Raw genomic sequence first — 22,469 nt, 5'->3', positions numbered from 1 at the left:
GCGCGATGTCAGGGATCAGTCAGGCAAGGAGAACCAGCATGTCACGCGTCGCGTTTCTAGGTCTTGGAGTCATGGGGTTTCCCATGGCCGGACATCTTCAGCAAGCAGGCCATCAGGTCACCGTCTATAACCGCACCGCCGCCAAGGCCGCAGCCTGGGCAGAGCAGTACGGAGGCACCGCTGCCGACACACCCCGGGCTGCCGCCGCGGAAGCCGAAATCGTGTTCTGTTGCGTGGGCAACGACGACGATCTCAGATCGGTGGTTCTGGGCGACGACGGCGCCTATGCGGGGATGCGCGAAGGCAGCCTGTTCGTGGATCACACCACGGCGTCGGCCGCCGTCGCCCGCGAACTGGCAGCCGTTGGCGCGGACAAGGGCATCGGCTTTGTCGACGCGCCGGTGTCGGGTGGCCAGGCTGGTGCCGAAGGCGGCCAACTGGCGATCATGTGCGGCGGCAGCCAATCGGATTTCGACCGCGCGCAGGCCGTGATGTCGGCCTACGCGAAAGCCACCGAACTGTTTGGCGAGGTCGGCGCCGGTCAACTGACAAAGATGGTCAACCAGGTCTGCATCGCCGGGATCGTCCAGGGCATCTCGGAGGGGCTGTTCATGGCGAGCGAGGCCGGTCTGGATGCCAAGAAAGTCGCCAAGCTGGTGGCGCAAGGCGCCGGTGGCTCGTGGCAGTTGGCCAACCGCGCGGACACCATGGTCGACGGAGCGTTCGACTTCGGCTTCGCGGTGGACTGGATGCGCAAGGATCTAGGGATTGCTTTGGCACAGGCCAAGGACATGGGCGTCAGCCTGCCGGTTGCGGCGCTGGTGGACCAGTTCTACGGCGATGTGCAATCGCTGGGCGGCGGTCGCTGGGACACGTCGAGCCTGATCCAGCGGTTGCGCGTTCTGAAGGGCCAGGACATCTGACAGCCATCACGGCTGTGCGGGATACGGAAACGGGTCTCGCAGGGCGCCATCGTCGGCCCCCAAGACCCCAGGCCCTATATCTATAACCTGAGTTATGTAATTGTTTTAGGTGTCCCGGACTTGCGCCTGCACGCAGATGACCTTGTGATCCGGCCGCCGCCGCTCATATGTAGGATCGACACAATCTTCGAGGATCCAATGCCGACACTTCCCACTCGCCAATTCGATGCGCACGCCGATCAAGGGGCTTCGCCGCTTGGACAGCTTCCGGAATGGGACCTTCGGGATCTCTACGAGTCGCCCGATTGCGACGCGTTGAGCGAGGATCTGGAATGGCTGGAGACCGCCTGCGCGGAATTCGCGGCCGACTATGACGGCAAGCTCGACACACTGGACGCCGACGGCATGCTGGCCTGCGTGAAGCGTGACGAGCAGATCAGCCAAGTTGCTGGCCGGGTCATGTCCTATGCCGGGCTGCGCTATTACCAGAACACCGTGGATGCCGACCGCGCCAAGTTCATGGCCGACATGCAGGACCGCATCACCACGATGACGACGCAACTGGTGTTCTACACGCTGGAACTGAACCGGCTGGATGACGACAAGCTGGCGGCGATGTTTGACGAGAACGAGGATCTGGCCCGCTACAAGCCGATCTTCGACCGGGTGCGCGCCATGAAGCCGTACCAGTTGTCGGACGAGTTGGAGAAATTCCTGCACGATCAAAGTGCCGTGGGTGCGGCGGCGTGGAACCGGCTGTTCGACGAAACCATCGCGGATCTGGACTTTGTCATCGATGGCGAGACGCTGAACCTTGAGGCCACGCTGAACTTTCTGACCGAACAGGATCGCGCCAAACGCGAGGCCGCGGCGCGGGAACTGGCGCGGGTGTTTGGCGAGAACGTCAAGATTTTTGCGCGTGTTCACAACACTTTGGCCAAGGAAAAGGAAATCGAGGATCGCTGGCGCAAGATGCCGACGCCGCAGACCGGCCGGCATCTGGCCAACCATGTGGAACCCGAGGTTGTCGAGGCCCTGCGAAATGCGGTCGTGGCCGCCTACCCCAAACTGTCGCATCGCTATTACGAGTTGAAGCGCAAGTGGCTGGGTCTGGACGTGCTGGAGGTCTGGGACCGCAACGCGCCGCTGCCCATGGAAGACCCCACCTTGGTGGACTGGGACACCGCGAAAGCCACCGTGACCGAAGCCTATGCCGCTTTCGATCCGCGCATGGCCGAGATTGCCGAACCGTTCTTTGCGAAGGGCTGGATCGATGCCGAGGTAAAACCGGGCAAGGCCCCCGGTGCCTTCGCCCATCCCACCGTTACCAATGTGCATCCCTACGTGATGCTGAACTACCTGGGAAAACCGCGCGATGTCATGACACTGGCGCATGAACTGGGCCATGGCGTGCATCAGGTTCTGGCTGCCGATCAGGGTGAATTGCTGTCCTCGACACCGCTGACACTGGCCGAAACCGCCTCGGTGTTCGGCGAGATGCTGACCTTCCGCAAGCTGCTGGACGAAGCCGACAGCCCCGAACAGAAGAAGGTTCTGCTGGCCGGCAAGGTCGAGGACATGATCAATACGGTGGTCCGGCAGATCGCCTTCTATGACTTCGAGTGCAAGCTGCACGCAGCCCGGCGCGAGGGCGAATTGACGCCTGACGACATCAACGCGCTGTGGATGAGCGTTCAGGCGGAAAGCCTTGGTGAAGCGTTCAATTTCATGGAGGGCTACGAGACCTTCTGGGCCTATGTCCCGCACTTCGTGCATTCACCGTTCTACGTCTACGCCTATGCGTTCGGCGATGGGTTGGTGAATGCGCTGTATGCGGTCTATGCCAGCGGTGCCGAGGGCTTCCAGGACAAGTATTTCGACATGCTCAAGGCGGGCGGATCGAAGCATCACACCGAATTGCTGGCGCCCTTCGGTCTGGATGCCACGGATCCTGCCTTCTGGGACAAGGGGCTGCAGATGATCTCGGACCTGATCGACGAGTTGGAAGCGATGGAGGCGTAGCGCCTCCATCATCCACCCTGCCCTTGGCAGAGATATTTACAATCGGAAGAAAGCCTTACAGGGCTTTCCTCACCGCCCGGAACTTGTGCAGCAAGGGTTCGGTATAGCCCGAGGGCTGGCTTGTGCCTTCAAAGATCAGCGCCGCAGCGGCCTGGAACGCCGGGCCATCAAAAGCGGGCGCCATCGGCAGATAGGCCGGGTCGCCCGCGTTTTGCTGATCCACCACATTGGCCATTTTCCGCAGGGCCGTCTCGACCTGTGCGCGGGTGACAATGCCGTGGTGCAGCCAGTTTGTCAGCGCCTGGCTGGAGATCCGGCAGGTGGCGCGATCTTCCATCAGGCCCACGTCGTGGATGTCGGGCACCTTCGAGCAGCCGACCCCCTGATCAACCCAGCGCACCACATAGCCAAGGATGCCCTGACAGTTGTTTTCCACCTCGGCGATGATGTCGGCCTCGGACCAGTTCTGACCATCGCGGATGGGCACGGTCAGCAGGCCGTCAAGGGTGCCTTGCGGCGGGCGCTTGGCGATCTCATCCTGAACGGCCGCGACATTCACCCTGTGGTAATGGGTGGCATGCAGCGTGGCGGCGGTGGGCGATGGCACCCAGGCGCAGTTGGCACCCGCTTTCGGATGGCCAATCTTGGCCTCCAGCATGTCAGCCATCATGTCGGGCATGGCCCACATGCCCTTGCCGATCTGCGCTTTGCCGCGCAAACCGCAGGCCAGACCGATCTCGACGTTGCGCGCTTCATAGTGCTGCAGCCACGGCGCGGTTTTCATCTCGGCCTTGCGCAGGAACGGCCCGGCCTCCATGCCGCTGTGGATCTCGTCGCCGGTGCGATCGAGGAACCCGGTGTTGATGAAAGCGACCCGGTTGCGGGCGGCGCGGATGCATTCCTTGAGGTTGACGCTGGTGCGGCGTTCCTCATCCATGATGCCGATTTTCACGGTATATTGCGGCAGGCCGAGGATTTTTTCGACGGCGGTGAACATGGCATCGGTCAGCGCCACTTCGGCAGAACCGTGCATCTTGGGTTTGACCACATAGACCGAACCGGCAGCAGAGTTGCGGCGCGCGCCGTTCAGGTCATGCATCGCGATCAGAACGGTGATCAGCGCATCCATGAGCCCTTCGGACACTTCCTGCCCCTCGGCATCCAATACCGCAGGGGTGGTCATCAGGTGACCCACGTTGCGCACCAGCAGCAGCGCCCTGCCCTTCAGCGCCACCTCGGACCCGTCCGGCGAGATAAAGCTCAGGTCATCGGACAGACTGCGGGTGACCTCCTTGCCGCCCTTGGAAAAACTGGCGGTCAGCGCACCGTTCATCAACCCCAGCCAATTGCCATAGGCCTGCGCCTTGTCCGGGCCATCGACGACGGCCACGGAATCTTCACAGTCGATGATGGCAGACATGGCGGATTCAAGCCGCAGGTCGCTGATGCCCGCACTGTCCAGCTGGCCGACCGAATGGTCGCGATTTACATCCAGAATGATGTGCAAGCCATTGCTCAGCAACAAGATAGAGGTCGGGTTCTCGGCCGATCCCTGATAGCCCACGAAACGCGCCGGATCTGCCAGGGCCGGCTGCAACTGGCCATCTTTCACGAAATAACCGTCACAGTCGCTGTGGCTGCCTTGGGCCAGCGGAACGGCGTCATCCAGAAAGGCCTTGGACCAGGCAATCACCTTCTTGCCGCGCGCCGCGTCGAAACCGCCGCCCTTCGGCAGATCGCCCATGGCGTCGGTGCCGTAGAGCGCGTCGTAAAGCGAGCCCCATCGCGCGTTGGCCGCGTTCAGCACAAAACGGGCATTGGTCACCGGAACCACCAGTTGCGGACCTGCGATCGCGGCGATTTCGGGATCGGTGTTCTCGGTGCCGATGGTAAAATCCGGGCCTTCGGGCTCGATATACCCGATCTCGGTCAGGAAAGTACGATAGGCTTCCGCATCATGCGCCGTGCCGCGATGATCGCGATGCCAGGCGTCCAGCTTTTCCTGAACCACCGCGCGATGCGCCAATGCGCTGCGGATCTGCGGCCCGAATTCCGCCACCAGATCCGCAAACCCCGACCAGAATGCTTCGGCGCTGATACCCGTTCCCGGCAAGGCCTGCTCTTCCAGGAAGGCAGTCAGGGTCGGATCGACTTTCAGGTGGCCTCGGTCAAGATAGCGCGGGGTAGATTGGGAACCGGTCGTCATGGGCATGTCCTTGAGCTTGCTTTACCACAGGGATAGCGTTTGCTGCGGCGACGGCAACCGGGAAGTGATGGATATAGGGGGATGGTACCGCCTCCCTGGCTTGAACAGGGGACCTCTGGATCCACAATCCAGCGCTCTAACCAACTGAGCTAAGGCGGCACGTTGCGAGGGTTTATCGCCGCGTCTGGGCGATTGCAAGCGGGCGCCGCGCGGTTTTTCGCATTTTGCGGGGAAAACATCATCCCCTTGCCTCGCCCCGGAAACGCAGGTAGCGAACGGGCATCAGGAGGCGTCCATGGGCATCAACAACGAACGCGACATTGCCGCGAATCTGCAGATCGGACCGACCGATCAGGGGATGGTTCGGATTTTTGTGGAAAGCGACGGCATCGAGATTCCGATGGATTTCGAAGTCGATGAAGCGCGTGAGATTGCCGAGGAAATCCTGGCAGCCGCGGCTCAGGCAGCGGCACAGACCTCCTAACGTCCCCCGAAGTCGCCATCGCGAAACCCGTGCAGGCGGGTCATGGCGGTGCGCGCAAGGCGCAAAGTCAGGGCCTTGCGGCGGGCGCCGGCCAGTTTGCTTTCCGGCCCCATGCGCAGGATTTCGGCGTCATAGCCATCGGCGATGATCAACCCGGTTTCCGCCGGCAGGATCTCGGTCGGAAAATCGCTGTCCACGGCCCAGAAGTACCGGTCGCAATAGTCGAGATACCCTTCCCACTTGCTGTCGGCGCGATAGTCGGCCAGCCCGGATTTGCATTCGACGACCCAGATCTCGCCTTTCGGACCTATCGCCATGACATCGACCCGCAGCCGGGTTTTCAGGGTCATTTCCTCGACACAAGTGAAATCATGGGCCCGGCGCAGGTGACGGCAGGTGCCGCGGGCCAGCAGTTGGCCGGGGGTCAGGGTGTCGGGCTGCATGTCCATGCAACCAGAATGAACATTACAGGAACATCCGGCAAGGCAAAAAACCCTTGACGTAATACCTTTCGGTTTCGTATTAAGTGATACCGCAAGGTTTCATAAGGAGGCGCCATGCAAAATGCCCAGCCCTGTTTCCGGGCCCTGTCCGATCCAACCCGGCGCGAGATCCTCGGCCTGCTCAGTCAACGCGGCATGACCATTGCCGAGGTCGCCGAGAATTTCGACATCACCCGCGCGGCCGTGAAAAAGCACCTGACGATCTTGCAGGAAGGCAATCTGATCACGGTTGAAACCGCTGGAAGAACGCGGATCAACTCGTTGAACCGGCATGGATTTGCCCCCGTCATTGATTGGTTCGCCCATTTCGACGCTTTCTGGGATGACCGTCTGGACGCCCTGAAAACCGCCATTGAAAAGGAACACGCCCCATGACCGCTGCCATCGAGAAATCCATCTATCTGTCCGCGCCCAAACAGGCCGTCTGGACCTATCTCACAGACGCCAAGAAGCTTGGCACATGGTTTCACCCCTCCGACACCGACATGGTGGCAGGCGCCGCCTATACCCTGTCGAGCCAGACCGATGGCGAGCGGATGTGCTGGGGCACGGTCGAGGAATCCCGCCCGCACGACTATCTGCGCTGGTCCTTCACCGTTGGCCCCGCCAATGGCGCCATGAGCACCGTCGAATGGCGGCTTGAGGACGTCGCAGGCGGCACCCGTTTGAGCCTGAGCCATTCCGGCCTGCCCGATACGGGGGATGGATTTGGCCTTTTGCTGGCGCTCGACAAGGGCTGGCACGGGTTCCTGATGAACCTTCGGCAGCTATCGGACGACACGCCCCTTGCAGAAGCCCAGCCAGCGGCCTAGATACTCAAAGGCGGGTGCTGCCCTTCCCGTGTCTGTGGCAACATTCCGGTGGCCTTAATCAATTCCGAGGGAGTTGGCTCTGGCGAGGCCCTGGCTTCGTTACCTGACGCCCACCTGTATATACAGGTTCTCGGGAATATACGCCTCCACGGTTGCGCGCGGGCCCGTCACAAAGCAAGAAAGCGGTCCTTCGGGACCGCTTTTTTCGTTTGTCTCTCTGGAGTTGCTCAGCGCTGGCGGTGCTGATGCGGGGTCACCGCGATCGGCACGGGTTCGGCCAGAAGCACCGGCAGGGCATCGTGCTTGCCACCACTGTCCGCTTCCTCGCCATGGCCGCGCGGCAGCGACAGGGCGAATTGCACACCCGCGAAGACGATCCCGTTGAACACCCACAGCATCAGAACCGCGATCCACCCGACATTCACATGGGTGACCAGATGCCAGAGGTTCGCGACGTTGAAATACAGCAGCATGGTCACGAAAGCGGCCGAGATCGCATAGCCGATGGCAACCTGCTTGATGTAGAGACGGACGAGATGCGGCATGGGATGTTCCTTCCTCTGGCACGCCAAACATAGCGCGCAGTCGATATGTCTGCCAGTCTTTCCCGTTCAATTTCGCGGGACCGCCCGGAAAAGCAGCCAGCGGCCTCAGAACGCCTCGGGTTTGGCCTCGCGCGCCATGTGGTCCAGCACGGCGTTGACGAACTTCGGTTCCTTGGTCTCGGGAAAGAAGGCTTCGGCCACGATCACGAACTCGGTGATGACCACCTTGGGTGGCGTGTCATGCTCCAACAGCTCGGCCCCGGCGGCGCGGAACAATGCCCGCAGGGTCGGGTCAATGCGCGCGATGGGCCATTTCGCCACCAGCGCCCGGTCGGTCATCTGGTCGATCTTGGCCTGCCAGTTCACCGCATCCGTCACCAATGCGCGGAACAACCCGGCATCGGCTTCGGCCATGTCGAAATCTTCGAATTCCTCGCCGAAACGGTAGTGGGTGAATTCCGCCGTAACGGATTCCGAGGTCTGGCCGGTGGTTTCCATCTGGAACAACGCCTGAACGGCAAAGAACCGGGCTGCCGATCGCAATTTGCGCCGCTGGTTGCCGGACAGATTATGAGACGTGTCAGTGGTCATGTGCGTTCAGATCATTCCGGGCGGAACCCGACTTTCTTGTTGGAGGAGCCGAACTCGCGGGTCAGCGCGATCAGGTGGAGCGCCGCAGCCGCCGCGCCGCCCCCTTTGTTCTGGCCGGCCACTTCGGCGCGAGCCTGCGCCTGGTCCATGTTCTCCACGGTCAGGATGCCATTGCCGATGCAGGCGCCTTGCAGGCCCAGCAGTGTGATGGCGCGGGAACTGTCGTTGCAGACCGTGTCGTAATGGGTGGTTTCGCCCCGGATCACGCAGCCAAGGGCGACAAACCCGTCGAACTTGTCGGCATTGAAGGCAATGCGGATGGCGGTTGGCACTTCCAGCGCGCCGGGCACCTCGATGGTCTGATGGCTGCCCCCGGCGGCCTCGATCTCGGCGCGGGCGCCAGCGACCAGTTGATCGGCGATCTCGCGGTAGTAGGGCGCCACCACGATCAGCAGCTTGGGCGTGTCATCCTCGAAGCGAGGCGTCGGCAGGGATTCATGGGCTTGTCCGGCCATGGGCTTACTCCAGCGGGATCGAACGGGTGTCTTCGATGCTCAGGCCATAGGCGTCCAGCCCAACCACCTTCGGCCTGGCCGAATTGGTCAGCAGGATCAGCCGAGACAGGCCCAGCGACGACAGGATTTGCGCGCCCAGTCCGTATTGACGCAGGGTCTGGGGCGAGGACGCATCTTCGGTGTGCAATTTCATGGTGGTGTCGCGCAGCAGAACCAGAACGCCTCGGCCCTCCTGGGCGATCACGTTCATGGCCTTGCCGAACTCACTGGCGCGACCCGGTTCACCCATGCCCACGACATCCAGCATCGGATCCAGCGAGTGCATCCGCACCAGCACCGGATCATCGCCCGACACGTCGCCCTTGATCAGGACGATGTGTTCGTCGCCATGGGCGGTGTCGGCATAGATGCGCATGGTCCAGTCGCCGCCGAATTCCGACCTGACGGTCCGCTCTTCGGTGACGGCGACAAGATTGTCGTGGCGGCGGCGATAGGCGATCAGATCGCTGATCGTGCCGATCTTCAGGTTGTGCTTCTGGGCAAAGGACACCAGGTCGGGCAAACGGGCCATGGTGCCATCGTCGTTCATGATCTCGCAGATCACGCCCGCGGGGTTCAGACCGGCCAGACGGGCCACGTCCACGGCGGCCTCGGTATGGCCGGCTCGCACCAGCACGCCCCCGTCACGCGCCCGCAGCGGGAAGATATGACCCGGCGTCGCGATATCGGCAGCTGTCTTGGTGGAATCGATGGCCACCGCCACGCTGCGCGCCCGGTCATGGGCCGAAATACCCGTGGTCACCCCTTCGCGCGCCTCGATGGACACCGTGAAGGCGGTTTCATGGCGCGAGGAATTGTCCGAAGCCATCAGCGGCAGATCCAGCGCATCGACACGCTCGCCGGCCAGCGTCAGGCAGATCAGCCCGCGCCCGTAGGTGGCCATGAAGTTGATGGCTTCCGGCGTTGCCATCTGCGCCGGGATCACCAGATCGCCTTCGTTTTCGCGATCTTCGTGGTCCACAAGGATGAACATGCGCCCGTTGCGCGCGTCTTCAAGGATCTCTTCCACCGAAGAAATCGCGTCCCGGTAATGGGTTTCGGTCTCGGACATGGTCACTCCGTTTTCCGTAGACGGTGCTCTTACCCCAGTGCCATGCGATTGGCCAGAGCCGGGGATAGGGGGGATCGCCGCGTTACGCCCAGTCCTGCAGACGGGCGACGTAACGGGCCAATGTGTCGATCTCAAGGTTGACCGGATCGCCCACCTGTGCCCGGCCCCATGTGGTGACGGTCTTGGTGTGCGGGATGAAGTTGATGCCGAAATCGCAGCCCGAAACCTCGTTCACGGTCAACGAAGTGCCGTTCAGTGCCACCGATCCCTTGGGCGCGATGAAGCGGGCCAGTGCCTCGGGCGCACGCAGGGTGACGCGGGTACTGTCGCCCTCGTCCGCCATGGCCACGATCCGGGCCACGCCATCCACATGGCCCGACACGATGTGCCCGCCCAATTCGTCGCCGACCTTCAGCGCGCGTTCAAGGTTCAGGATCTTGCCGATGGCCCAGCCGCCGGCGCCGATGTTGGTCTTGGATACGGTCTCGGCCGAGATATCGACCTGGAACCAGCCACGCCCGTCGTCGGTGCGGCCGGTGGCGGTGGCCGTCAGGCAAACGCCGTCGCAAGCGATCGAAGCGCCGATGTCGATGCCGTCGGGATCATAAGAGGTCGCGATGCGCGCGGTCAGATCGCCCGCCTGTTCGACCGAGACGACCTCGCCCATATCCGTGATGATGCCGGTGAACATGTCTGATCTCCCTTGTGCGATCCTGCCCGTGCCGACCTACTTCTGGCGCGCCGCCGGTGCAAGACATGCGTTTCCATGTCGCCACAGTTCCCGGTCATTCCAGCGCAGGGCGCGGCGCGGAACTGGCCAATCAGGAAAAAACTTGTCAGGGTCGCGACAGTGGATTTGAGGCAGGTCGTGGGTATGATGCGCAACTTCGTACGAAATGTGGTAGCTGTCCTGGCGCTGACGGGGCTGATGGCCTGCGACGGCGCCATCCCCCGGACAGGGCCGACCAAGGACGAAGTTTTTGAAAGCTCGGTCCAGCGCGACGGCGACACCTATATCGTCGTGGTCAACCGGGGCATCGCGCGGGCGGCGGAATACACGCCGCCGCTGGGATTCTCGGCCTCCTTCCGCAATGCGCCGGTTCTGGAACCCGATGAAATTCGGCCCGGCGATACGCTGGGCATGATGATCTGGGAAAACGTGCAGGAGGGCCTGCTGGAAGTCGCGGGCACCCCTGCCCCGCTGACCCAGATCCAGGTGGATGGCGAAGGCAAGATCTTCGTCCCCTACGCCGGACGCGTCACCGCCGCCGGCAAGACCCCAGAGGAACTGCGCGACGAGTTGAGCCAGATCCTGGGTGCCCAGACCCCCGATCCGCAGATCCTGATCAGCCGGGCCGCGGGTGATGGTGCAACGGTTTCGGTCTCGGGCAACGTCGGGGCCCAGGGCGTCTACCCAATCGAACGGCCAACCCGGCGGCTGTCGTCGATGCTGGCACGCGCCGGTGGTGTGACCATCGAACCCGAGATCGCCCAGGTCACGGTCCTGCGCGGCAACCTGTCGGGCCGCGTCTGGTTCAACTCGCTGTTCCAGACCCCGGCCAATGACATTGCCCTGCGCGCCGGGGATCGCATCCTGGTGGAGGCCGACGAGCGCTATTACGTCGCCCTCGGTGCCACCGGCCGCCAAAGCCGCATCCGCTTTGAAAGCCAGGAACTGTCGGCGATGGAGGCCCTGGCGCAGGTGGGTGGCCTGTCCACCCTGACCGCCGATCCCACGGGCATCTTCGTCCTGCGCGAAGAACCCGAGTTCGTGGCGCGCCGGGTCACCGGGCAGAAGGCCCTGCAAGGCGCCAAACAGGTGGCCTATATCTTCAACCTGACCAGTGGCGAGGGCCTGTTCGCAGCCCGTAATTTCACCATCCGCGATGAAGACACCATTTATGTCACCGAAGCGCCGATCAGCCAGTTCAACAAGGCCGTCTCGGCGGTGTTCGGATCGCTGACCACTGTGGCGTCGGTCCAGACCATTGCGAACTAGGCTGACGTCCGGGGCTGTGCAGACGATTTGTCCGAACGGAATGACACAGCATTATGCGCGGCTGCCAAGGGGCATTTGACCAGAAAGGCCAAGGCGTTCAGGATGTGGCCGTCCCAAGTTCTGCGCCTTGACCGGAACCTGAAAGTCACCAAGGACGGCCCCCCAATAGGAATTCAACCTGTTGGGACGATTTCGAATTTTGCCATCGACAAGCGGCATTGCGCGCGCGCCGCAGCGCAATCCCGCGCACCCCGAACGTCCCCCCCAATCCGGGGTATGTCATCGGATAAGATCGGACGCAGCCGCACATCATGAAAGACGAAGCCCTATTCAAAATGGGGATTCGTGGGGGTCTTTGGCTGATATGGGAGGGTGAAATGGTGCCGGTCGAGGGACTCGAACCCCCGACCACCTGATTACAAATCAGATGCTCTACCAGCTGAGCTAGACCGGCTCCGTGCGCGCGGTGGGTACCGAGTTTCCCTTGGCGTGGCAAGGAAAAATTGCACCTACGGCGCCTACTTGTTTGACCGTGCCAGAACCAGCACCGCGGCCAGGCCAACGCCGATCACCAGCATGGCCGGCGGGGCGGCGTCGCCGATGCGCTCCAGCGAGGCCTGACCGTAGACGCGCGTGGCCAGCGTGTCGAAGTTGAAGGGGCGCAGCAGCAGGGTCGCCGGCAGTTCCTTGACCGAGTCGACGAAGACAAGAAGCAGCGCGGTGCCGATGGAACCCGAGATGATCGGCAGATGGACATGCCTCAGCGTGCCGCCCGCCGTACGCCCCAGAGAGCGGGCCGCCATGGGCAGGCTGGGCGACACCCGCCCAAGGGCGCTGTCCGCCGCCCCCTGCGCGATGGCAAAGAAGCGAACTGCATAGGCCAGCACCACCGCGAAGGCGGACCCTGTCAGCAACAGGCCCGGATCATGGCCAGTGACCCTTGTGATCAGGTCCGCAAGGCGATGATCGACAGCAGCAAGCGGCATCAGGATGCCCAAGCCCAGCACAGCGCCGGGTGCGGCATAACCCAGGGTGGTGACCGGCAGCACCGTGCGCGGCAAGCGATTTCCGGACAGGCGCACGCCGTACACCATGAACAAGGCCGCCGAGACAGTCAGGATGGCCGCACTACCGCCCACCAGCAGCGTGTTGCCCAGGGCCTGCAAAAGTGCCGGATCTTTCCACTCGGCCGCGTTGCGCAGCGCCAGAAGGCCGATGACGCTGATGGGCAGGCCAAAACCACCCAGCACCGGTGCGGCGCAGACGACGGTGGCAATCCAGGCGCGCAGACCGGTCAGGGATTGTTTTTGCAGCGGGCGTTGCTGGCGCGACAAACGGAAGAACCGGCTGCGGCGGCGGCTGGACTTCTCTAGCCCGACCAGGAAAAACACCAGGGTCAGGATGACAATGGCGATCTGGGCGGCGCCGCCGGGATTTCCGGCCTCCAGCCATGTCGTGAAGATGCCTGTGGTCAGGGTCTGAACCGCGAAATATTCGACCACGCCGAAGTCGCTGACGGTCTCCATCATGGCGATGGCGGTGCCAGCGGCGATCGCCGGACGGGCCAGCGGCAGACCGATGCGGAAGAACCGGCGCACCGGGCCGGCCCCCAGCGTGCGCGCCACGTCGAAAGCGCAGACCGATTGTTCGCGGAAGGCGGCGCGGGCCAGAAGATAGACATAGGGGTACAGGGCCGCCCCCAGAACCAGCACCGCAGCGCCGCGCGACCGAACCTCGGGGAACCAATAGTCGCGCGAACTGCTCCAGCCGAACAGCGACCGCAGGCCGGTCTGCACCGGGCCTGCGTATTCCAGAAGATCGGTCAGTGCATAGGCGCCGATATAGGCCGGGATCGCCAGCGGCAAAAGAAGCAGCCACTCCAGCCAGCGGGCGCCGGGAAAGCGGTACATGGTGATCAGCCACGCGGTGACCGTGCCGGTGACGGCCGTGGTCAGGCCGACGGCGATCATCAGGAACAGCGTGTTGGACAGGTAGCGCGGCAGGGTGGTGGACCACAGGTGCATCCAGATGCCATTGCCGGGGGTCAGCGCCAGCCAGCCCACGGCAATCAGCGGGGCGGCCACCACAGCCGCCACCACCAATGCGCCCACCGACCACACATCGATGCCCGCGCGGCGGATTTTCATCCCCAGTGCCTGCGCCATCCGTCAGTTCCTGCCCCGCGTGCCGCTCACATTCCCAGCGCTTCCTTGTAAAGTTCCAGAACCGCTTCCTCCTCGGCGATGTCGTCCTTGTCGCGCTTGCGCAACGCGACGACCTTTCGCATCACCTTGGTGTCATAGCCGCGCGCCTTGGCTTCGGCCATGACCTCTTTCTGCTGCTCTGCCAGGTCTTTCTTTTCGGCTTCAAGCCGTTCGAAACGCTCGATAAACTGGCGCAGTTCGTCGGCTGTTACACGGTAGTTTGCATCGGTATCGGTGTCGGTCGCGCTCATCTTGCCCTCTGGGTTGTCAGGGCGCAGGGATACCCTTGCGCGCCATGGCCCGCAAGGCCATGCGGGTTGAACATTGGCCAAGACCGCGCTACCCCCGGCACGCAACTAATGGAGCTGTGCCGTGGACATTCTGATCTGGATCGGAGCGGGAATTTCCCTGCTGGGCGTGGCAGGGCTGATGACCTGCATTTTCATCGCAACGAAGGCCAAACGGGCCGGGCTGCCAGATGACGAACTGCGCGCAAGGCTGAAAACGGTGGTCGCCTTGAACATGGCGGCCCTGATGGTCTCGGCCATCGGGCTGATGTGCGTGGTCATCGGCATCATGTTGGGATGATGCCGATTCTCTTGGCAGCCGGCCGGCTTCAGACCGGCAGGTTGTCGTAGAATTCTTCCAGGATCTCGGCCTCAAGCGTCTCGATGGCCTCGCGAAGGTCTGCCGGAACCGGCTCGTGCGAGGTTTTCAGGATATCGACCATAACGCGCACTTCGTCGTGAAGATCCTTGAGCTGCGTATGCGGCTGCGCCAGTTTGCTGCGCAACACTTCCATCTTCTGCGTCAGAATTTGGGTGGCCATGTCGTACTCTCCCTTATGGTATTTCGACGCGATCGGTATCTCATCGCTTGCGTGACGACCAGCCTGCATGAATCAGGCACGCCGGTCGCGGATTTTGCCGTGTCAGCCGCTAGTCGCAGCCGTTCTGCCCTGAAATGTGACAGCCGGGCGCGGCTTTGGCGGCTCTTTCAGCGCTTGCAGATTGCTGTTTAGCATACGCGCCGTTTGTGGAAGTTGATTAGCGTCAAACTGCTGCAAAAAAGTTTATGAAACCTTGCAATGCATAGCAAAGTTTGCATATGAGGGGAACGGCGCACGTCGTGCACTCTGACAGGTGGCGGGACCACCAGGACATCGAAGGGAATGGGCAATGCCTGTCGAATGGATTTTCGGACTGATCGGGGGACTGATCATCGGAACCGCCGGTGCAGTTTTTCTGCTGGCGAACGGCCGGATCATGGGGGCCAGCGGCCTGATTGGTGGGCTGGTAGACGGATCGGGCCGCGCCAACAGCAACGAGCGTCTGGCCTTCCTGGCCGGATTGGTGGGCATGCCAATGATCATTGCCCATGTGTTCGGATTCGTGCCTGAAACCGCCGTGACCGGCAATATCGCCGCCCTTGTGGCCGCCGGGCTTCTGGTCGGCATCGGCACTCGCGTGGCCAACGGCTGCACCTCGGGCCATGGGGTCTGCGGAATCTCGCGGTTGTCGCTGCGCGGAATCGTGGCCACCGTATTCTACATCGGCGCTGGCGGCCTGACGGTCGTGGTGTTCCGCCATCTTCTGGGAGTGATCTGATGCGCAACCTGTTTGCAGCACTGGCCGGCAGCCTGTTCGGCACCGGGCTTCTGGTTTCCGGCATGACCGACACGCGCAAGGTTCAGGGGTGGCTGGACATCTTCGGGCAATGGGATCCGACGCTGGCCTTCGTGATGGGCGGGGCGATCCTGCCGATGGCCGTAGCCTGGATCTATGCACGCGGGCGAAACCCGCTGATGGGCGGCCAGTTTCCGGCGCCGCCCGAACAGAAACTGGGCCGCAACCTGATCCTGGGCTCAATCCTGTTCGGTATGGGCTGGGGGCTTGTTGGTCTGTGTCCGGGACCGGCCATGGCCTCGCTCAGTTTCGGCGGGCCGGGGGTCTGGATTTTCGTGCTGGCGATGGTTGCCGGGATGTGGGCGGCGCCGCATGTGCGGATGCGTCTGGACGCGCTGAATGCGAGCGCCTAACCTGCCCGCCATGAACATCAAGACACTCTCTGACAGCTATGCTGTCTCGCCCCAGATCACGCCCGACGACCTTGCCACCATCAAGGCCGAGGGCTTCACAACGGTCATCAACAATCGCCCCGACGAAGAGATCGCGTCGGAGCTGCAGGATGCCGCCATGCGCGCAGCGGTCGAGGCTGCCGGTCTGACCTATGTGGTCAACCCGGTGCGCCATTCCGGCATGACAGCGGACAATCTGTCGATGCAGAAGGACGGGATGACCGCAGGCAAGGTTCTGGCCTATTGCGCCTCGGGCAACCGGTGCGCCATCGTCTGGTCACTGATCATGGCGCCCCAGCTTGGCGCAGATGGCGTGCTGTCGGCCACGCGCGCCGTGGGCTACGATCACAGCGCGTTCCGTCCGCAGTTCGAAGCGGCCGCGCAAACCGCCGGTTAATCTGACGCCGGGGGTACGGGGACAAGCTCCCCTCCCCCGGTGTCGCCTTTCGGTGGCACATCTGGCGCCTTGCGCACGGCGCTGACTTGTGGAGCGGTCACGCCTTTCCCGGCCAGTTTGACGGCCCGGAACTCTCCACTCTTGCCCAGCATCACCCTGGCCACTTTGCGACCGTCAGAGCCGACGAGGTGAAGCCGGTCCAGCGTCTGCTCGGAAAACGGCAAGGTATCGCCGCGCGCCAGTCGTGACACTTTCGACAACGGCAGGCGTACGGTCATCAGAACGGCCTCCAGCGTGGCGTTGGCGTCCAGGATGCGCTCTTGCCAGTCGGCGGTCCAGTGATCCGGGCGAGGCTTGGGATCCTCGGCCAGCAAGGGCTGTTCGGTGGCCACGGGCCGCAAGGGCAGGATCAGGGTCAACCGCCCCTTGCGCTTGCCCTGGGCAATGTCGACGTCCAGCCCCAGCACGCGATGCGGCACATCGGCCAGAAGATGCGGCAGGCGGCGATGGCTGTGCACCTGATCGCGCGGCAGGAAGCCTTGCGCCCAGTCGCCGTCCGGCAGCCCCAATAGCCGTTCCGCAAGACCGTCCAGACACATGGTCAGGAACCGTCGGCACAGCACCGCATCGGTTTGCGTGGCCACCCGCAGGGGCGGTTCTTCGTCGGTGATCCGGCGCGCGGTTTGCGCCTGAAGGATGGCGGTCAGAAGGCTGTTGTCGAGCGCCGCCATGCCCCAGGCCTGTCCCGGCCCCCGCAAGGCCACCAGCAACACGGCATCCGCGGCATGATCGGCCACGGCTTCTACCGTCATCTCCCCAACCTCGGTGCCCAGAACCGCCAACGGCAGTTTCAGCGCATCCTGCCCGGCCTTGGACACGGCCAGCGCCGCAGCGCGGGGCAACGTCATCGGTTGATCCCCCGGCGTCAGCCGAGAGAGCTTGGCCATGCGTTTCAACACAGGGGCGGGATCAGTCATCATGCATCCAGCAGCAAGAGGGGTTGCCGCCACTTTGTCCCGCCGGGGTTAGTTTTTCCTGAACAATCCGGCTCAGGCGGCGCGTTCCATGGGCAGTTTCGGCAAAATGACCCGAAACGCCGCGCCGCCCTGCCCCGGCAGATAGGTGACCGAGCCGCCCAGTTTGGTCATGATCTCGCGACTGATGGCCAGCCCGAGACCGGCCCCGCCAGCAGCGGATTGATCCGACAGCCGCGAGAATTTCTCGAAGATAAGGCTTTGGCTTTCCGCCGGAATGCCGCTGCCGTTGTCGACAAAATCCACCGCCAGACCGCCATCCACCCGCACCACGCGAATGGTCAGACGTGGGCGCGGGGCATCGCAGTATTTCCGCGCATTGGCGATCAGGTTGATGAACACCTGGCTGAGACGGTCGAGATCGGTGTAGATCTGCACGGCCTCGCGCGCTTCGTTGCGATCGATGGTGAACACCCGATCCGCCGACACAGCCGATGTTGCGAAGACCGCGCGGTCGATCACGTCGCGCAGAACCGCACGCTCCTGCTCGATGGTGACATGGCCGTGTTCCAGAACGTTGAGATCCAGAAGCGCATCCAGCAACCGGGTCAGGCGCAGGGCCTCGTCGTGAATGATCTTCGAGTATTTTGCCTTCTCCTCGGCATCCAGCGCGTCGCCCAGCATCAATATCTCGGAAAACGCGCGGATCGAGGTCATCGGCGTGCGCAATTCATGGCTGATCTGGCTCAGGAAAGCATCTTTCTGCACCGACAGCGCGGTCAGCTTTTCATTGGCGTCGCGCAGTTGTCCGGCGGTGCGCGACAATTCTTGCGACTGGGCTTCCAACTGGCTGGAATACTCCATGATCTGCGCGGTTTCATCGGCCACCGCCATCAGATCCTCGACCGACAGGGCCGAGCCCGAAGTCATCTGGCCGATCATGGCATGGGCCGTCGCAGCGCCCACCGATCCGGCCAGCACGCGTTCGAAACTGTCGATGAAATCCGGGGTGATCTCGGGCAGATAACCCTGCTTGCCCTGCGCATCTGCCGCCGCCTGGAACAGGGCCTGCGCCTCGCTGGGGCCAAGGATGCGCTGCGCCATGATCAGCAGATCCTCGGCATCGACATTGCTGCGGCTCCAGCCGCGATGGCTGGCGGTGTAGTCGAAGACATTGACGAATTGCGCCCCCTGCACCCGTTCCAACGGGTTGGGAAAGCTCAGCAACGACCCGATGCAGAAGGCGGTGGTGTTGAACGCCATGCTCCACAACAGCGCGTGCACAAGGGGATCGACATCATGCAGACCGAACAGCGCCTGCGGCCGCAGCCAGCCGATGCCCAGCGGGCCTTCCAGCATCATCCGGGCCGACAGCAGGACGTCGGGGCCAAAGCTGGGCAGGAACATGACATAGAGCCAGACCACGAACCCCACCGATACACCAAGGGCCGCGCCCACCCGCGTCGCCCCGCGCCAGAACACGCCGCCCACCAGCGCCGGCAACACCTGCACCACGCCCGCAAAGGACACCAGCCCGATGGAGGCCAACGCCTCGCCGCCGCCCGAGAACCGGTAATAGACATAGCCCAGCCCAAGTACCGCCGAGATCGACAGCCGCCGCGACATCAGCACGACCTCGCGCACATCGCCCGAAACGGTGGCCCCCTGCCGGCGGATGCTCAGCCAGAGCGGCATGACCACATGGTTCGACACCATGGTCGACAGGGCAATAGACGCAACGATTACCATCGAAGTGGCCGAGGAAAACCCGCCCAGGAATACCAGCATCGCCAGAGAGTTCTGGCCCTGCGACAACGGCAGGGTCAGCACGAAAAGATCCGGGTTCGATCCCTGCGGCAGCACCGCCAGCCCCATGGCCGCGATCGGCAGGACGAACAGGTTGAGCAGAGCCAGGTACAGCGGAAATGCCCAGGACGCGGTGGAAAGATGATGCTCGTCATCGTTTTCCACCACCAGCACCTGAAACATGCGCGGCAGACACAGAAAGGCCGCGCCCGACAGGAAGATCAGCGCCAGCCAGCGGCTGGACTGGTTCGGCGCCATGGCAATGGGCGACTCGTTGATGCGCTGGATGATTTCGCGCGGGCCGTCGGCAATGCCCCAAACCACGAAGGCGCCCACCGCCAGCAGGGCGGCCAGTTTGACCAGTGCCTCGACCGCGATGGCCATGACCACGCCGTGATGGCGTTCGTTGGCATCAAGATTGCGGGTGCCGAAGACAATGGTGAAAACGGCAAGCCCCACCGCCACCCAGATCGCCGTGGCGTGCTGGCTTTGCACCGGCCAGTCGCTGGGGGACGCGGCGGCGAACACACCGAAGGACAGCGTCACCGATTGCAACTGCAGGGCGATGTAGGGCGTGGTGGCGATCACCGCCAGCAGGGTCACCAACCCGCCCAGCATCGCCGATTTGCCATATCGTGACGAGATCAGGTCCGCGATCGAAGTGATCCGCTGCATCCGGCCAATGCGCACCAGCTTGCGCAGGCCCCACCACCAGCCGATCATCACAAGGGACGGACCAAGATAGATGCACAGGAATTCGATGCCCGACCGCGCCGCGTAGCCCACCGCGCCGTAGAACGTCCAGGCGGTGCAATAGATCGACAGGGACAGGGTGTAGACCAGCGGCGAACGCAGCCAGCCGATCTTGCCTTGCCGGGCGCGCCGGTCGGCCACGTAAGCCACCAGGAACAGCAGCACCACGTAGCCGATACAGACCTCGATCAGGATGTCGAAGGCGAACATCTCAGTCGATCTCCGCCTCGCGGTCCACCTCTTCAAGCCCGCGCGGCACGTTCAGATCGCCTGGCCGCAGCTTGAAGGCCAGCACCGCCGCCACGGCGACGAGACTGAACCACACCGCGAACATATACAGCAGCTTTTCCGCCAAAAAGGCCTCGCGGCCCGACCCGACATCATCCCAAAGCAGCGGGATCAGAAACAGGAACAGCCCCAGCAAGGGCAACAGGCGGGATGCGTCGATCACCCGGCGCCGCATGAATGTGTCGCGGGCCAGAAACAGTTGCTTGGTATCGTCAGGCATGCCCGACCATGCTGCGCAGCTTTTCCAGCACCTCGGCGTTGGAAAACGGCTTGGTCATGAAGCCGCTGCTGCCCAGTTGTTCGGCCCGCTCGCGATCCTTGGTCTGGCCCTTGGCCGTCAGCATCAGCACCGGCAGGTCGCGCGTGTCCGGTGCGGCGCGCAACTCCTTCAACACGTCAAAGCCGCTGCGGTTGGGCAGCATCACGTCCAGCACCACGACATCGGGCGTGATCCGGTTGACCTCGGACACCGCCGTTGCCCCGTCCGAGTGGCACGACACCTTCCAGCCATCACGCGACAGGAAGAAGCGGATCGCTTCCATGATGTTCGGCTCATCCTCGATCAGAAGCACGTGATGGCTCATATGATGGTATCCCCCAATGGGCAGCACCGTATACGGTATCTTCCCTACAAACTATTGGGATAATTGCGCTGCGCTGTCAAAGCCATCGGAAAGAATCGAAGGTTCGCGGCGTGCCGCGCAATTTTCGACCGCACAGATGCGACACGAGGTGCCGATGACCTCGACCGGTCCTTCCGCGTCGGTCGGTTCCACCAGCGCCGGAGGCACAAGGATCATCGAGGCCTCGTAGACCGCCGGCCCCCCGAAGCCCTGCGGATAACTGGCGTGCGACATGGCATAGCACAGGAAGCGGTGGCCCGGACGCCCCGCATGTTCCAGCACCGCGCGCACCGGCGCCATCGGCCGGGTCAACGCCCGGTACAGCGGCCAGAGCGCGCAGGCCGCCCCGAACCGCGGCAGCGGCAGCAGTTCGGTCGCCTTGCGCAGGATCAGCGCCCCGGCCCCGTCGCAGACCACCAGACCGATGCGCCTGCTGCCCTGATCACTGGGCATCGAGGCCAGGCGCCGGAACACCGCCGGGATATCGCATTCAAACCTTTGGGCCAGCCGGGCCGGATCATAGCCAAGCTCCTCGGCGGCTTCGGTGAAGGCCTCCAGCGGCATGGCCAGAGCTTCGTCGCGGTACCGCCACAGGTAGGTGCGCACCAGATCCTTGCCCGCGAGCGAGGTGATGGCCTTGTCCTGTTCCAGAATGGTCTCGGCCAGATCGGGCACCTCGGTCTCAAGCCCGTCGATGTGGAAGGCGCGACTGTTGAGGAAGGATTCAAGCTCTTCCTGCGGGCTGACCATCCCCAGTTCCGCGTCGCCCTCGGCATCCAGATAGTCCACCAGCGACGACGCCCCCTCGGCCAGCTTGCCGCTGTCGGCATGCAGGTTGCGATGAAAGCGATGCCGCCAGACCTCGTCCAGATCGTCGGTTTCCACAAGGATCGACGCGGTCGACTGGATCGCCGAGACCTTCGACAGGATGTCATGCAGGGAATCCGACAGGAACGGATCGTGGGCCAGGCGATCCACCAGGCTGGCGACGTGATGTTCCAACTGCACCAGCCGCCGTTGCTGGGCACTCATCAGGGCGGCCCATCCGGGGAAGCGGCCCACGAATTCGTCGATGCGATCGATCTCGGCGTTGACTTCCGGGTGGGCGGCGGCGGCGGCACTCAATTGATCGACCTGCTCGGTCTCGGCGCCCTGTGTAAGGTTCGCCACCTCGACCTTCAACGTGCGCGCGATGCGCGACAGCAAGGCACCGCCAATCCGGCGCCGGTTGTGTTCGATCAGGTTGAGGTAGGAGGGCGAAATTTCGACCGTGCGGGCAAGATCGGCCTGCTTGATCCCCAACATCGTCCGCCGTTCACGGATACGTGTTCCGGTCAGCGCACTGCGTGGCATCGGCTTGGCTCCCCCTCGATCAGCCCAAAGCGGCGTTTCCCTGGCCGCAGGAAGACAGCTCCGAAACGGCACGGAAAACGCGGCATGGCTGCCTGCAACTGTTTGACAAACAAGGACTGAAGGCAAGCCAAGAAGCAGGCAACCGCCCCGGCAAGGTTCAGCACGCTTCGGGCTGCTTGTGACCTTGCGTCAGTTTCCGGTCCAGAAATAGATCGGCGAAAATCCACCACCTGCGCCATGAACCCACATTGACCGGAATCAGGACAAGTTGCACGTTATGGGC

General features: G+C 63.0%; 25 protein-coding genes and 2 tRNA genes. 10 read left to right on the top strand and 17 right to left on the bottom strand.

Going from position 1 to position 22,469, the window contains the following annotated elements:
• Window positions 1-38 precede the first annotated feature (38 nt).
• Window positions 39-923, top strand: a complete 885-nt coding sequence (locus H8B03_RS11885) for an NAD(P)-dependent oxidoreductase (RefSeq protein ID WP_193142064.1) — start codon at window positions 39-41, stop codon at window positions 921-923.
• A gap of 198 nt (window positions 924-1,121) precedes the next feature.
• Window positions 1,122-2,945, top strand: coding sequence for a M3 family oligoendopeptidase (locus tag H8B03_RS11880; protein ID WP_193142062.1), 1,824 nt, complete (start codon window positions 1,122-1,124; stop codon window positions 2,943-2,945).
• 55 nt (window positions 2,946-3,000) lie between these two features.
• Here H8B03_RS11880 and H8B03_RS11875 read toward each other — a convergent pair whose 3' ends face one another.
• Complete coding sequence (locus H8B03_RS11875; protein ID WP_193142060.1) at window positions 3,001-5,151, bottom strand: malate synthase G; 2,151 nt, start codon at window positions 5,149-5,151, stop codon at window positions 3,001-3,003.
• An 82-nt stretch (window positions 5,152-5,233) separates the two neighbouring features.
• Window positions 5,234-5,310 (bottom strand) — tRNA-His (locus H8B03_RS11870).
• A 136-nt stretch (window positions 5,311-5,446) separates the two neighbouring features.
• On the opposite strand from H8B03_RS11870, the gene H8B03_RS11865 reads away from it, so the two are divergent.
• A complete protein-coding gene (locus tag H8B03_RS11865) occupies window positions 5,447-5,635 on the top strand; it encodes a DUF6324 family protein (protein ID WP_193142057.1) in 189 nt (62 codons plus the stop codon).
• On the opposite strand, the gene H8B03_RS11860 is transcribed toward H8B03_RS11865, so the two are convergent.
• Window positions 5,632-6,084, bottom strand: coding sequence for an MmcB family DNA repair protein (locus tag H8B03_RS11860; RefSeq protein WP_193142055.1), 453 nt, complete (start codon window positions 6,082-6,084; stop codon window positions 5,632-5,634). The genes H8B03_RS11865 and H8B03_RS11860 overlap by 4 nt on opposite strands.
• 108 nt (window positions 6,085-6,192) lie before the next feature.
• Here H8B03_RS11860 and H8B03_RS11855 point away from each other — a divergent pair, with 108 nt between their 5' ends.
• Window positions 6,193-6,513, top strand: a complete 321-nt coding sequence (locus H8B03_RS11855; RefSeq protein ID WP_193142054.1) for a metalloregulator ArsR/SmtB family transcription factor — start codon at window positions 6,193-6,195, stop codon at window positions 6,511-6,513.
• The gene (locus tag H8B03_RS11850) at window positions 6,510-6,950 is read left to right on the top strand and encodes an SRPBCC domain-containing protein (protein ID WP_193142052.1); all 441 of its coding nucleotides are present in this window, start codon (window positions 6,510-6,512) and stop codon (window positions 6,948-6,950) included. Before H8B03_RS11855 ends, H8B03_RS11850 begins: the two co-directional genes overlap by 4 nt.
• Before the next feature lie 227 nt (window positions 6,951-7,177).
• Here H8B03_RS11850 and H8B03_RS11845 read toward each other — a convergent pair whose 3' ends face one another.
• The 5 genes from H8B03_RS11845 to H8B03_RS11825 form a co-directional block, all read right to left on the bottom strand.
• Window positions 7,178-7,495: a hypothetical protein gene (locus H8B03_RS11845; protein WP_193142050.1), complete on the bottom strand. Its 318-nt coding sequence runs from the start codon at window positions 7,493-7,495 to the stop codon at window positions 7,178-7,180.
• 105 nt (window positions 7,496-7,600) lie between these two features.
• Window positions 7,601-8,086 (bottom strand): transcription antitermination factor NusB, encoded by a 486-nt coding sequence (gene nusB / locus H8B03_RS11840; RefSeq protein WP_193142048.1) that lies wholly within the window; start codon window positions 8,084-8,086, stop codon window positions 7,601-7,603.
• Window positions 8,087-8,097: 11 nt separating this feature from the next.
• A complete protein-coding gene (locus H8B03_RS11835; protein ID WP_193142047.1) occupies window positions 8,098-8,601 on the bottom strand; it encodes a 6,7-dimethyl-8-ribityllumazine synthase in 504 nt (167 codons plus the stop codon).
• Window positions 8,602-8,605: 4 nt separating this feature from the next.
• On the bottom strand, window positions 8,606-9,712 hold the full coding sequence (ribB, locus tag H8B03_RS11830; protein WP_193142045.1) for a 3,4-dihydroxy-2-butanone-4-phosphate synthase: 1,107 nt from the start codon (window positions 9,710-9,712) through the stop codon (window positions 8,606-8,608).
• Window positions 9,713-9,794: 82 nt separating this feature from the next.
• On the bottom strand, window positions 9,795-10,403 hold the full coding sequence (locus H8B03_RS11825) for a riboflavin synthase (RefSeq protein ID WP_193142043.1): 609 nt from the start codon (window positions 10,401-10,403) through the stop codon (window positions 9,795-9,797).
• A gap of 183 nt (window positions 10,404-10,586) precedes the next feature.
• Between H8B03_RS11825 and H8B03_RS11820 the strand changes: the two genes are divergently transcribed.
• On the top strand, window positions 10,587-11,711 hold the full coding sequence (locus H8B03_RS11820; RefSeq protein WP_319022476.1) for a polysaccharide biosynthesis/export family protein: 1,125 nt from the start codon (window positions 10,587-10,589) through the stop codon (window positions 11,709-11,711).
• A gap of 378 nt (window positions 11,712-12,089) precedes the next feature.
• Here the strand turns inward: H8B03_RS11820 and H8B03_RS11815 are convergent.
• The 3 genes from H8B03_RS11815 to H8B03_RS11805 all read right to left on the bottom strand — a co-directional run bounded on the left by H8B03_RS11815 (window position 12,090) and on the right by H8B03_RS11805 (window position 14,166).
• Window positions 12,090-12,165: transfer RNA gene (locus H8B03_RS11815), tRNA-Thr, on the bottom strand.
• A 64-nt stretch (window positions 12,166-12,229) separates the two neighbouring features.
• Window positions 12,230-13,876, bottom strand: a complete 1,647-nt coding sequence (locus H8B03_RS11810) for an iron ABC transporter permease (protein ID WP_193142041.1) — start codon at window positions 13,874-13,876, stop codon at window positions 12,230-12,232.
• A 26-nt stretch (window positions 13,877-13,902) separates the two neighbouring features.
• Window positions 13,903-14,166, bottom strand: a complete 264-nt coding sequence (locus H8B03_RS11805; protein WP_193142039.1) for a DUF2312 domain-containing protein — start codon at window positions 14,164-14,166, stop codon at window positions 13,903-13,905.
• Window positions 14,167-14,287: 121 nt separating this feature from the next.
• Between H8B03_RS11805 and H8B03_RS11800 the strand changes: the two genes are divergently transcribed.
• The gene (locus H8B03_RS11800) at window positions 14,288-14,503 is read left to right on the top strand and encodes a hypothetical protein (protein ID WP_193142037.1); all 216 of its coding nucleotides are present in this window, start codon (window positions 14,288-14,290) and stop codon (window positions 14,501-14,503) included.
• Between the two features lie 28 nt (window positions 14,504-14,531).
• On the opposite strand, the gene H8B03_RS11795 is transcribed toward H8B03_RS11800, so the two are convergent.
• Window positions 14,532-14,744 carry a hypothetical protein gene (locus H8B03_RS11795; RefSeq protein WP_193142035.1) on the bottom strand — a complete coding sequence of 71 codons (213 nt, stop codon included), beginning with the start codon at window positions 14,742-14,744 and terminating at the stop codon, window positions 14,532-14,534.
• A gap of 349 nt (window positions 14,745-15,093) precedes the next feature.
• Here H8B03_RS11795 and H8B03_RS11790 point away from each other — a divergent pair, with 349 nt between their 5' ends.
• From H8B03_RS11790 to H8B03_RS11780, 3 genes are read left to right on the top strand one after another with little or no spacing between them, the layout of a single operon-like run.
• A complete protein-coding gene (locus H8B03_RS11790; protein WP_193142033.1) occupies window positions 15,094-15,522 on the top strand; it encodes a YeeE/YedE family protein in 429 nt (142 codons plus the stop codon).
• Complete coding sequence (locus tag H8B03_RS11785) at window positions 15,522-15,953, top strand: DUF6691 family protein (RefSeq protein WP_193142031.1); 432 nt, start codon at window positions 15,522-15,524, stop codon at window positions 15,951-15,953. Before H8B03_RS11790 ends, H8B03_RS11785 begins: the two co-directional genes overlap by 1 nt.
• Window positions 15,940-16,389: a TIGR01244 family sulfur transferase gene (locus tag H8B03_RS11780; protein ID WP_226925883.1), complete on the top strand. Its 450-nt coding sequence runs from the start codon at window positions 15,940-15,942 to the stop codon at window positions 16,387-16,389. The genes H8B03_RS11785 and H8B03_RS11780 overlap by 14 nt, the downstream gene beginning before the upstream one ends.
• On the opposite strand, the gene H8B03_RS11775 is transcribed toward H8B03_RS11780, so the two are convergent.
• The 5 genes from H8B03_RS11775 to H8B03_RS11755 all read right to left on the bottom strand — a co-directional run bounded on the left by H8B03_RS11775 (window position 16,386) and on the right by H8B03_RS11755 (window position 22,186).
• Window positions 16,386-17,366, bottom strand: a complete 981-nt coding sequence (locus tag H8B03_RS11775; protein ID WP_193142029.1) for a FliM/FliN family flagellar motor switch protein — start codon at window positions 17,364-17,366, stop codon at window positions 16,386-16,388. The genes H8B03_RS11780 and H8B03_RS11775 overlap by 4 nt on opposite strands.
• A 72-nt stretch (window positions 17,367-17,438) precedes the next feature.
• Window positions 17,439-20,132, bottom strand: a complete 2,694-nt coding sequence (locus tag H8B03_RS11770) for a sensor histidine kinase (protein WP_193142027.1) — start codon at window positions 20,130-20,132, stop codon at window positions 17,439-17,441.
• A gap of 1 nt (window position 20,133) precedes the next feature.
• Entirely contained in the window at window positions 20,134-20,430 is a 297-nt protein-coding gene (locus H8B03_RS11765) for a hypothetical protein (RefSeq protein ID WP_193142025.1), read from the bottom strand.
• On the bottom strand, window positions 20,423-20,794 hold the full coding sequence (locus H8B03_RS11760) for a response regulator transcription factor (protein ID WP_193142023.1): 372 nt from the start codon (window positions 20,792-20,794) through the stop codon (window positions 20,423-20,425). The genes H8B03_RS11765 and H8B03_RS11760 overlap by 8 nt, the downstream gene beginning before the upstream one ends.
• A gap of 51 nt (window positions 20,795-20,845) precedes the next feature.
• Window positions 20,846-22,186 carry a helix-turn-helix transcriptional regulator gene (locus H8B03_RS11755; protein ID WP_193142021.1) on the bottom strand — a complete coding sequence of 447 codons (1,341 nt, stop codon included), beginning with the start codon at window positions 22,184-22,186 and terminating at the stop codon, window positions 20,846-20,848.
• Window positions 22,187-22,469 lie beyond the last annotated feature (283 nt).

Source organism: Meridianimarinicoccus sp. MJW13 (assembly GCF_014901205.1).
Taxonomy (GTDB): domain Bacteria; phylum Pseudomonadota; class Alphaproteobacteria; order Rhodobacterales; family Rhodobacteraceae; genus Meridianimarinicoccus.
Note: the sequence above shows the minus strand (reverse complement) of the source record. Positions and strands in the feature narration are given on the sequence as shown.

Excerpts from the sequence above, each read along its gene's own strand:
- H8B03_RS11790 (WP_193142033.1), top strand. The coding sequence starts at position 15,094 with ATGCCTGTCGAATGGATTTTCGGACTGATCGGGGGACTGATCATCGGA.
- H8B03_RS11775 (WP_193142029.1), bottom strand. The coding sequence starts at position 17,366 with ATGACTGATCCCGCCCCTGTGTTGAAACGCATGGCCAAGCTCTCTCGG.
- ribB (WP_193142045.1), bottom strand. The coding sequence starts at position 9,712 with ATGTCCGAGACCGAAACCCATTACCGGGACGCGATTTCTTCGGTGGAA.
- H8B03_RS11785 (WP_193142031.1), top strand. The coding sequence starts at position 15,522 with ATGCGCAACCTGTTTGCAGCACTGGCCGGCAGCCTGTTCGGCACCGGG.
- H8B03_RS11755 (WP_193142021.1), bottom strand. The coding sequence starts at position 22,186 with ATGCCACGCAGTGCGCTGACCGGAACACGTATCCGTGAACGGCGGACG.
- H8B03_RS11780 (WP_226925883.1), top strand. The coding sequence starts at position 15,940 with ATGCGAGCGCCTAACCTGCCCGCCATGAACATCAAGACACTCTCTGAC.
- H8B03_RS11765 (WP_193142025.1), bottom strand. The coding sequence starts at position 20,430 with ATGCCTGACGATACCAAGCAACTGTTTCTGGCCCGCGACACATTCATG.
- H8B03_RS11835 (WP_193142047.1), bottom strand. The coding sequence starts at position 8,601 with ATGGCCGGACAAGCCCATGAATCCCTGCCGACGCCTCGCTTCGAGGAT.
- H8B03_RS11865 (WP_193142057.1), top strand. The coding sequence starts at position 5,447 with ATGGGCATCAACAACGAACGCGACATTGCCGCGAATCTGCAGATCGGA.
- H8B03_RS11855 (WP_193142054.1), top strand. The coding sequence starts at position 6,193 with ATGCAAAATGCCCAGCCCTGTTTCCGGGCCCTGTCCGATCCAACCCGG.
- H8B03_RS11770 (WP_193142027.1), bottom strand. The coding sequence starts at position 20,132 with ATGTTCGCCTTCGACATCCTGATCGAGGTCTGTATCGGCTACGTGGTG.
- H8B03_RS11825 (WP_193142043.1), bottom strand. The coding sequence starts at position 10,403 with ATGTTCACCGGCATCATCACGGATATGGGCGAGGTCGTCTCGGTCGAA.
- H8B03_RS11820 (WP_319022476.1), top strand. The coding sequence starts at position 10,587 with ATGATGCGCAACTTCGTACGAAATGTGGTAGCTGTCCTGGCGCTGACG.
- nusB (WP_193142048.1), bottom strand. The coding sequence starts at position 8,086 with ATGACCACTGACACGTCTCATAATCTGTCCGGCAACCAGCGGCGCAAA.
- H8B03_RS11805 (WP_193142039.1), bottom strand. The coding sequence starts at position 14,166 with ATGAGCGCGACCGACACCGATACCGATGCAAACTACCGTGTAACAGCC.
- H8B03_RS11880 (WP_193142062.1), top strand. The coding sequence starts at position 1,122 with ATGCCGACACTTCCCACTCGCCAATTCGATGCGCACGCCGATCAAGGG.
- H8B03_RS11860 (WP_193142055.1), bottom strand. The coding sequence starts at position 6,084 with ATGGACATGCAGCCCGACACCCTGACCCCCGGCCAACTGCTGGCCCGC.
- H8B03_RS11885 (WP_193142064.1), top strand. The coding sequence starts at position 39 with ATGTCACGCGTCGCGTTTCTAGGTCTTGGAGTCATGGGGTTTCCCATG.
- H8B03_RS11760 (WP_193142023.1), bottom strand. The coding sequence starts at position 20,794 with ATGAGCCATCACGTGCTTCTGATCGAGGATGAGCCGAACATCATGGAA.
- H8B03_RS11795 (WP_193142035.1), bottom strand. The coding sequence starts at position 14,744 with ATGGCCACCCAAATTCTGACGCAGAAGATGGAAGTGTTGCGCAGCAAA.
- H8B03_RS11845 (WP_193142050.1), bottom strand. The coding sequence starts at position 7,495 with ATGCCGCATCTCGTCCGTCTCTACATCAAGCAGGTTGCCATCGGCTAT.
- H8B03_RS11850 (WP_193142052.1), top strand. The coding sequence starts at position 6,510 with ATGACCGCTGCCATCGAGAAATCCATCTATCTGTCCGCGCCCAAACAG.
- H8B03_RS11875 (WP_193142060.1), bottom strand. The coding sequence starts at position 5,151 with ATGACGACCGGTTCCCAATCTACCCCGCGCTATCTTGACCGAGGCCAC.
- H8B03_RS11810 (WP_193142041.1), bottom strand. The coding sequence starts at position 13,876 with ATGGCGCAGGCACTGGGGATGAAAATCCGCCGCGCGGGCATCGATGTG.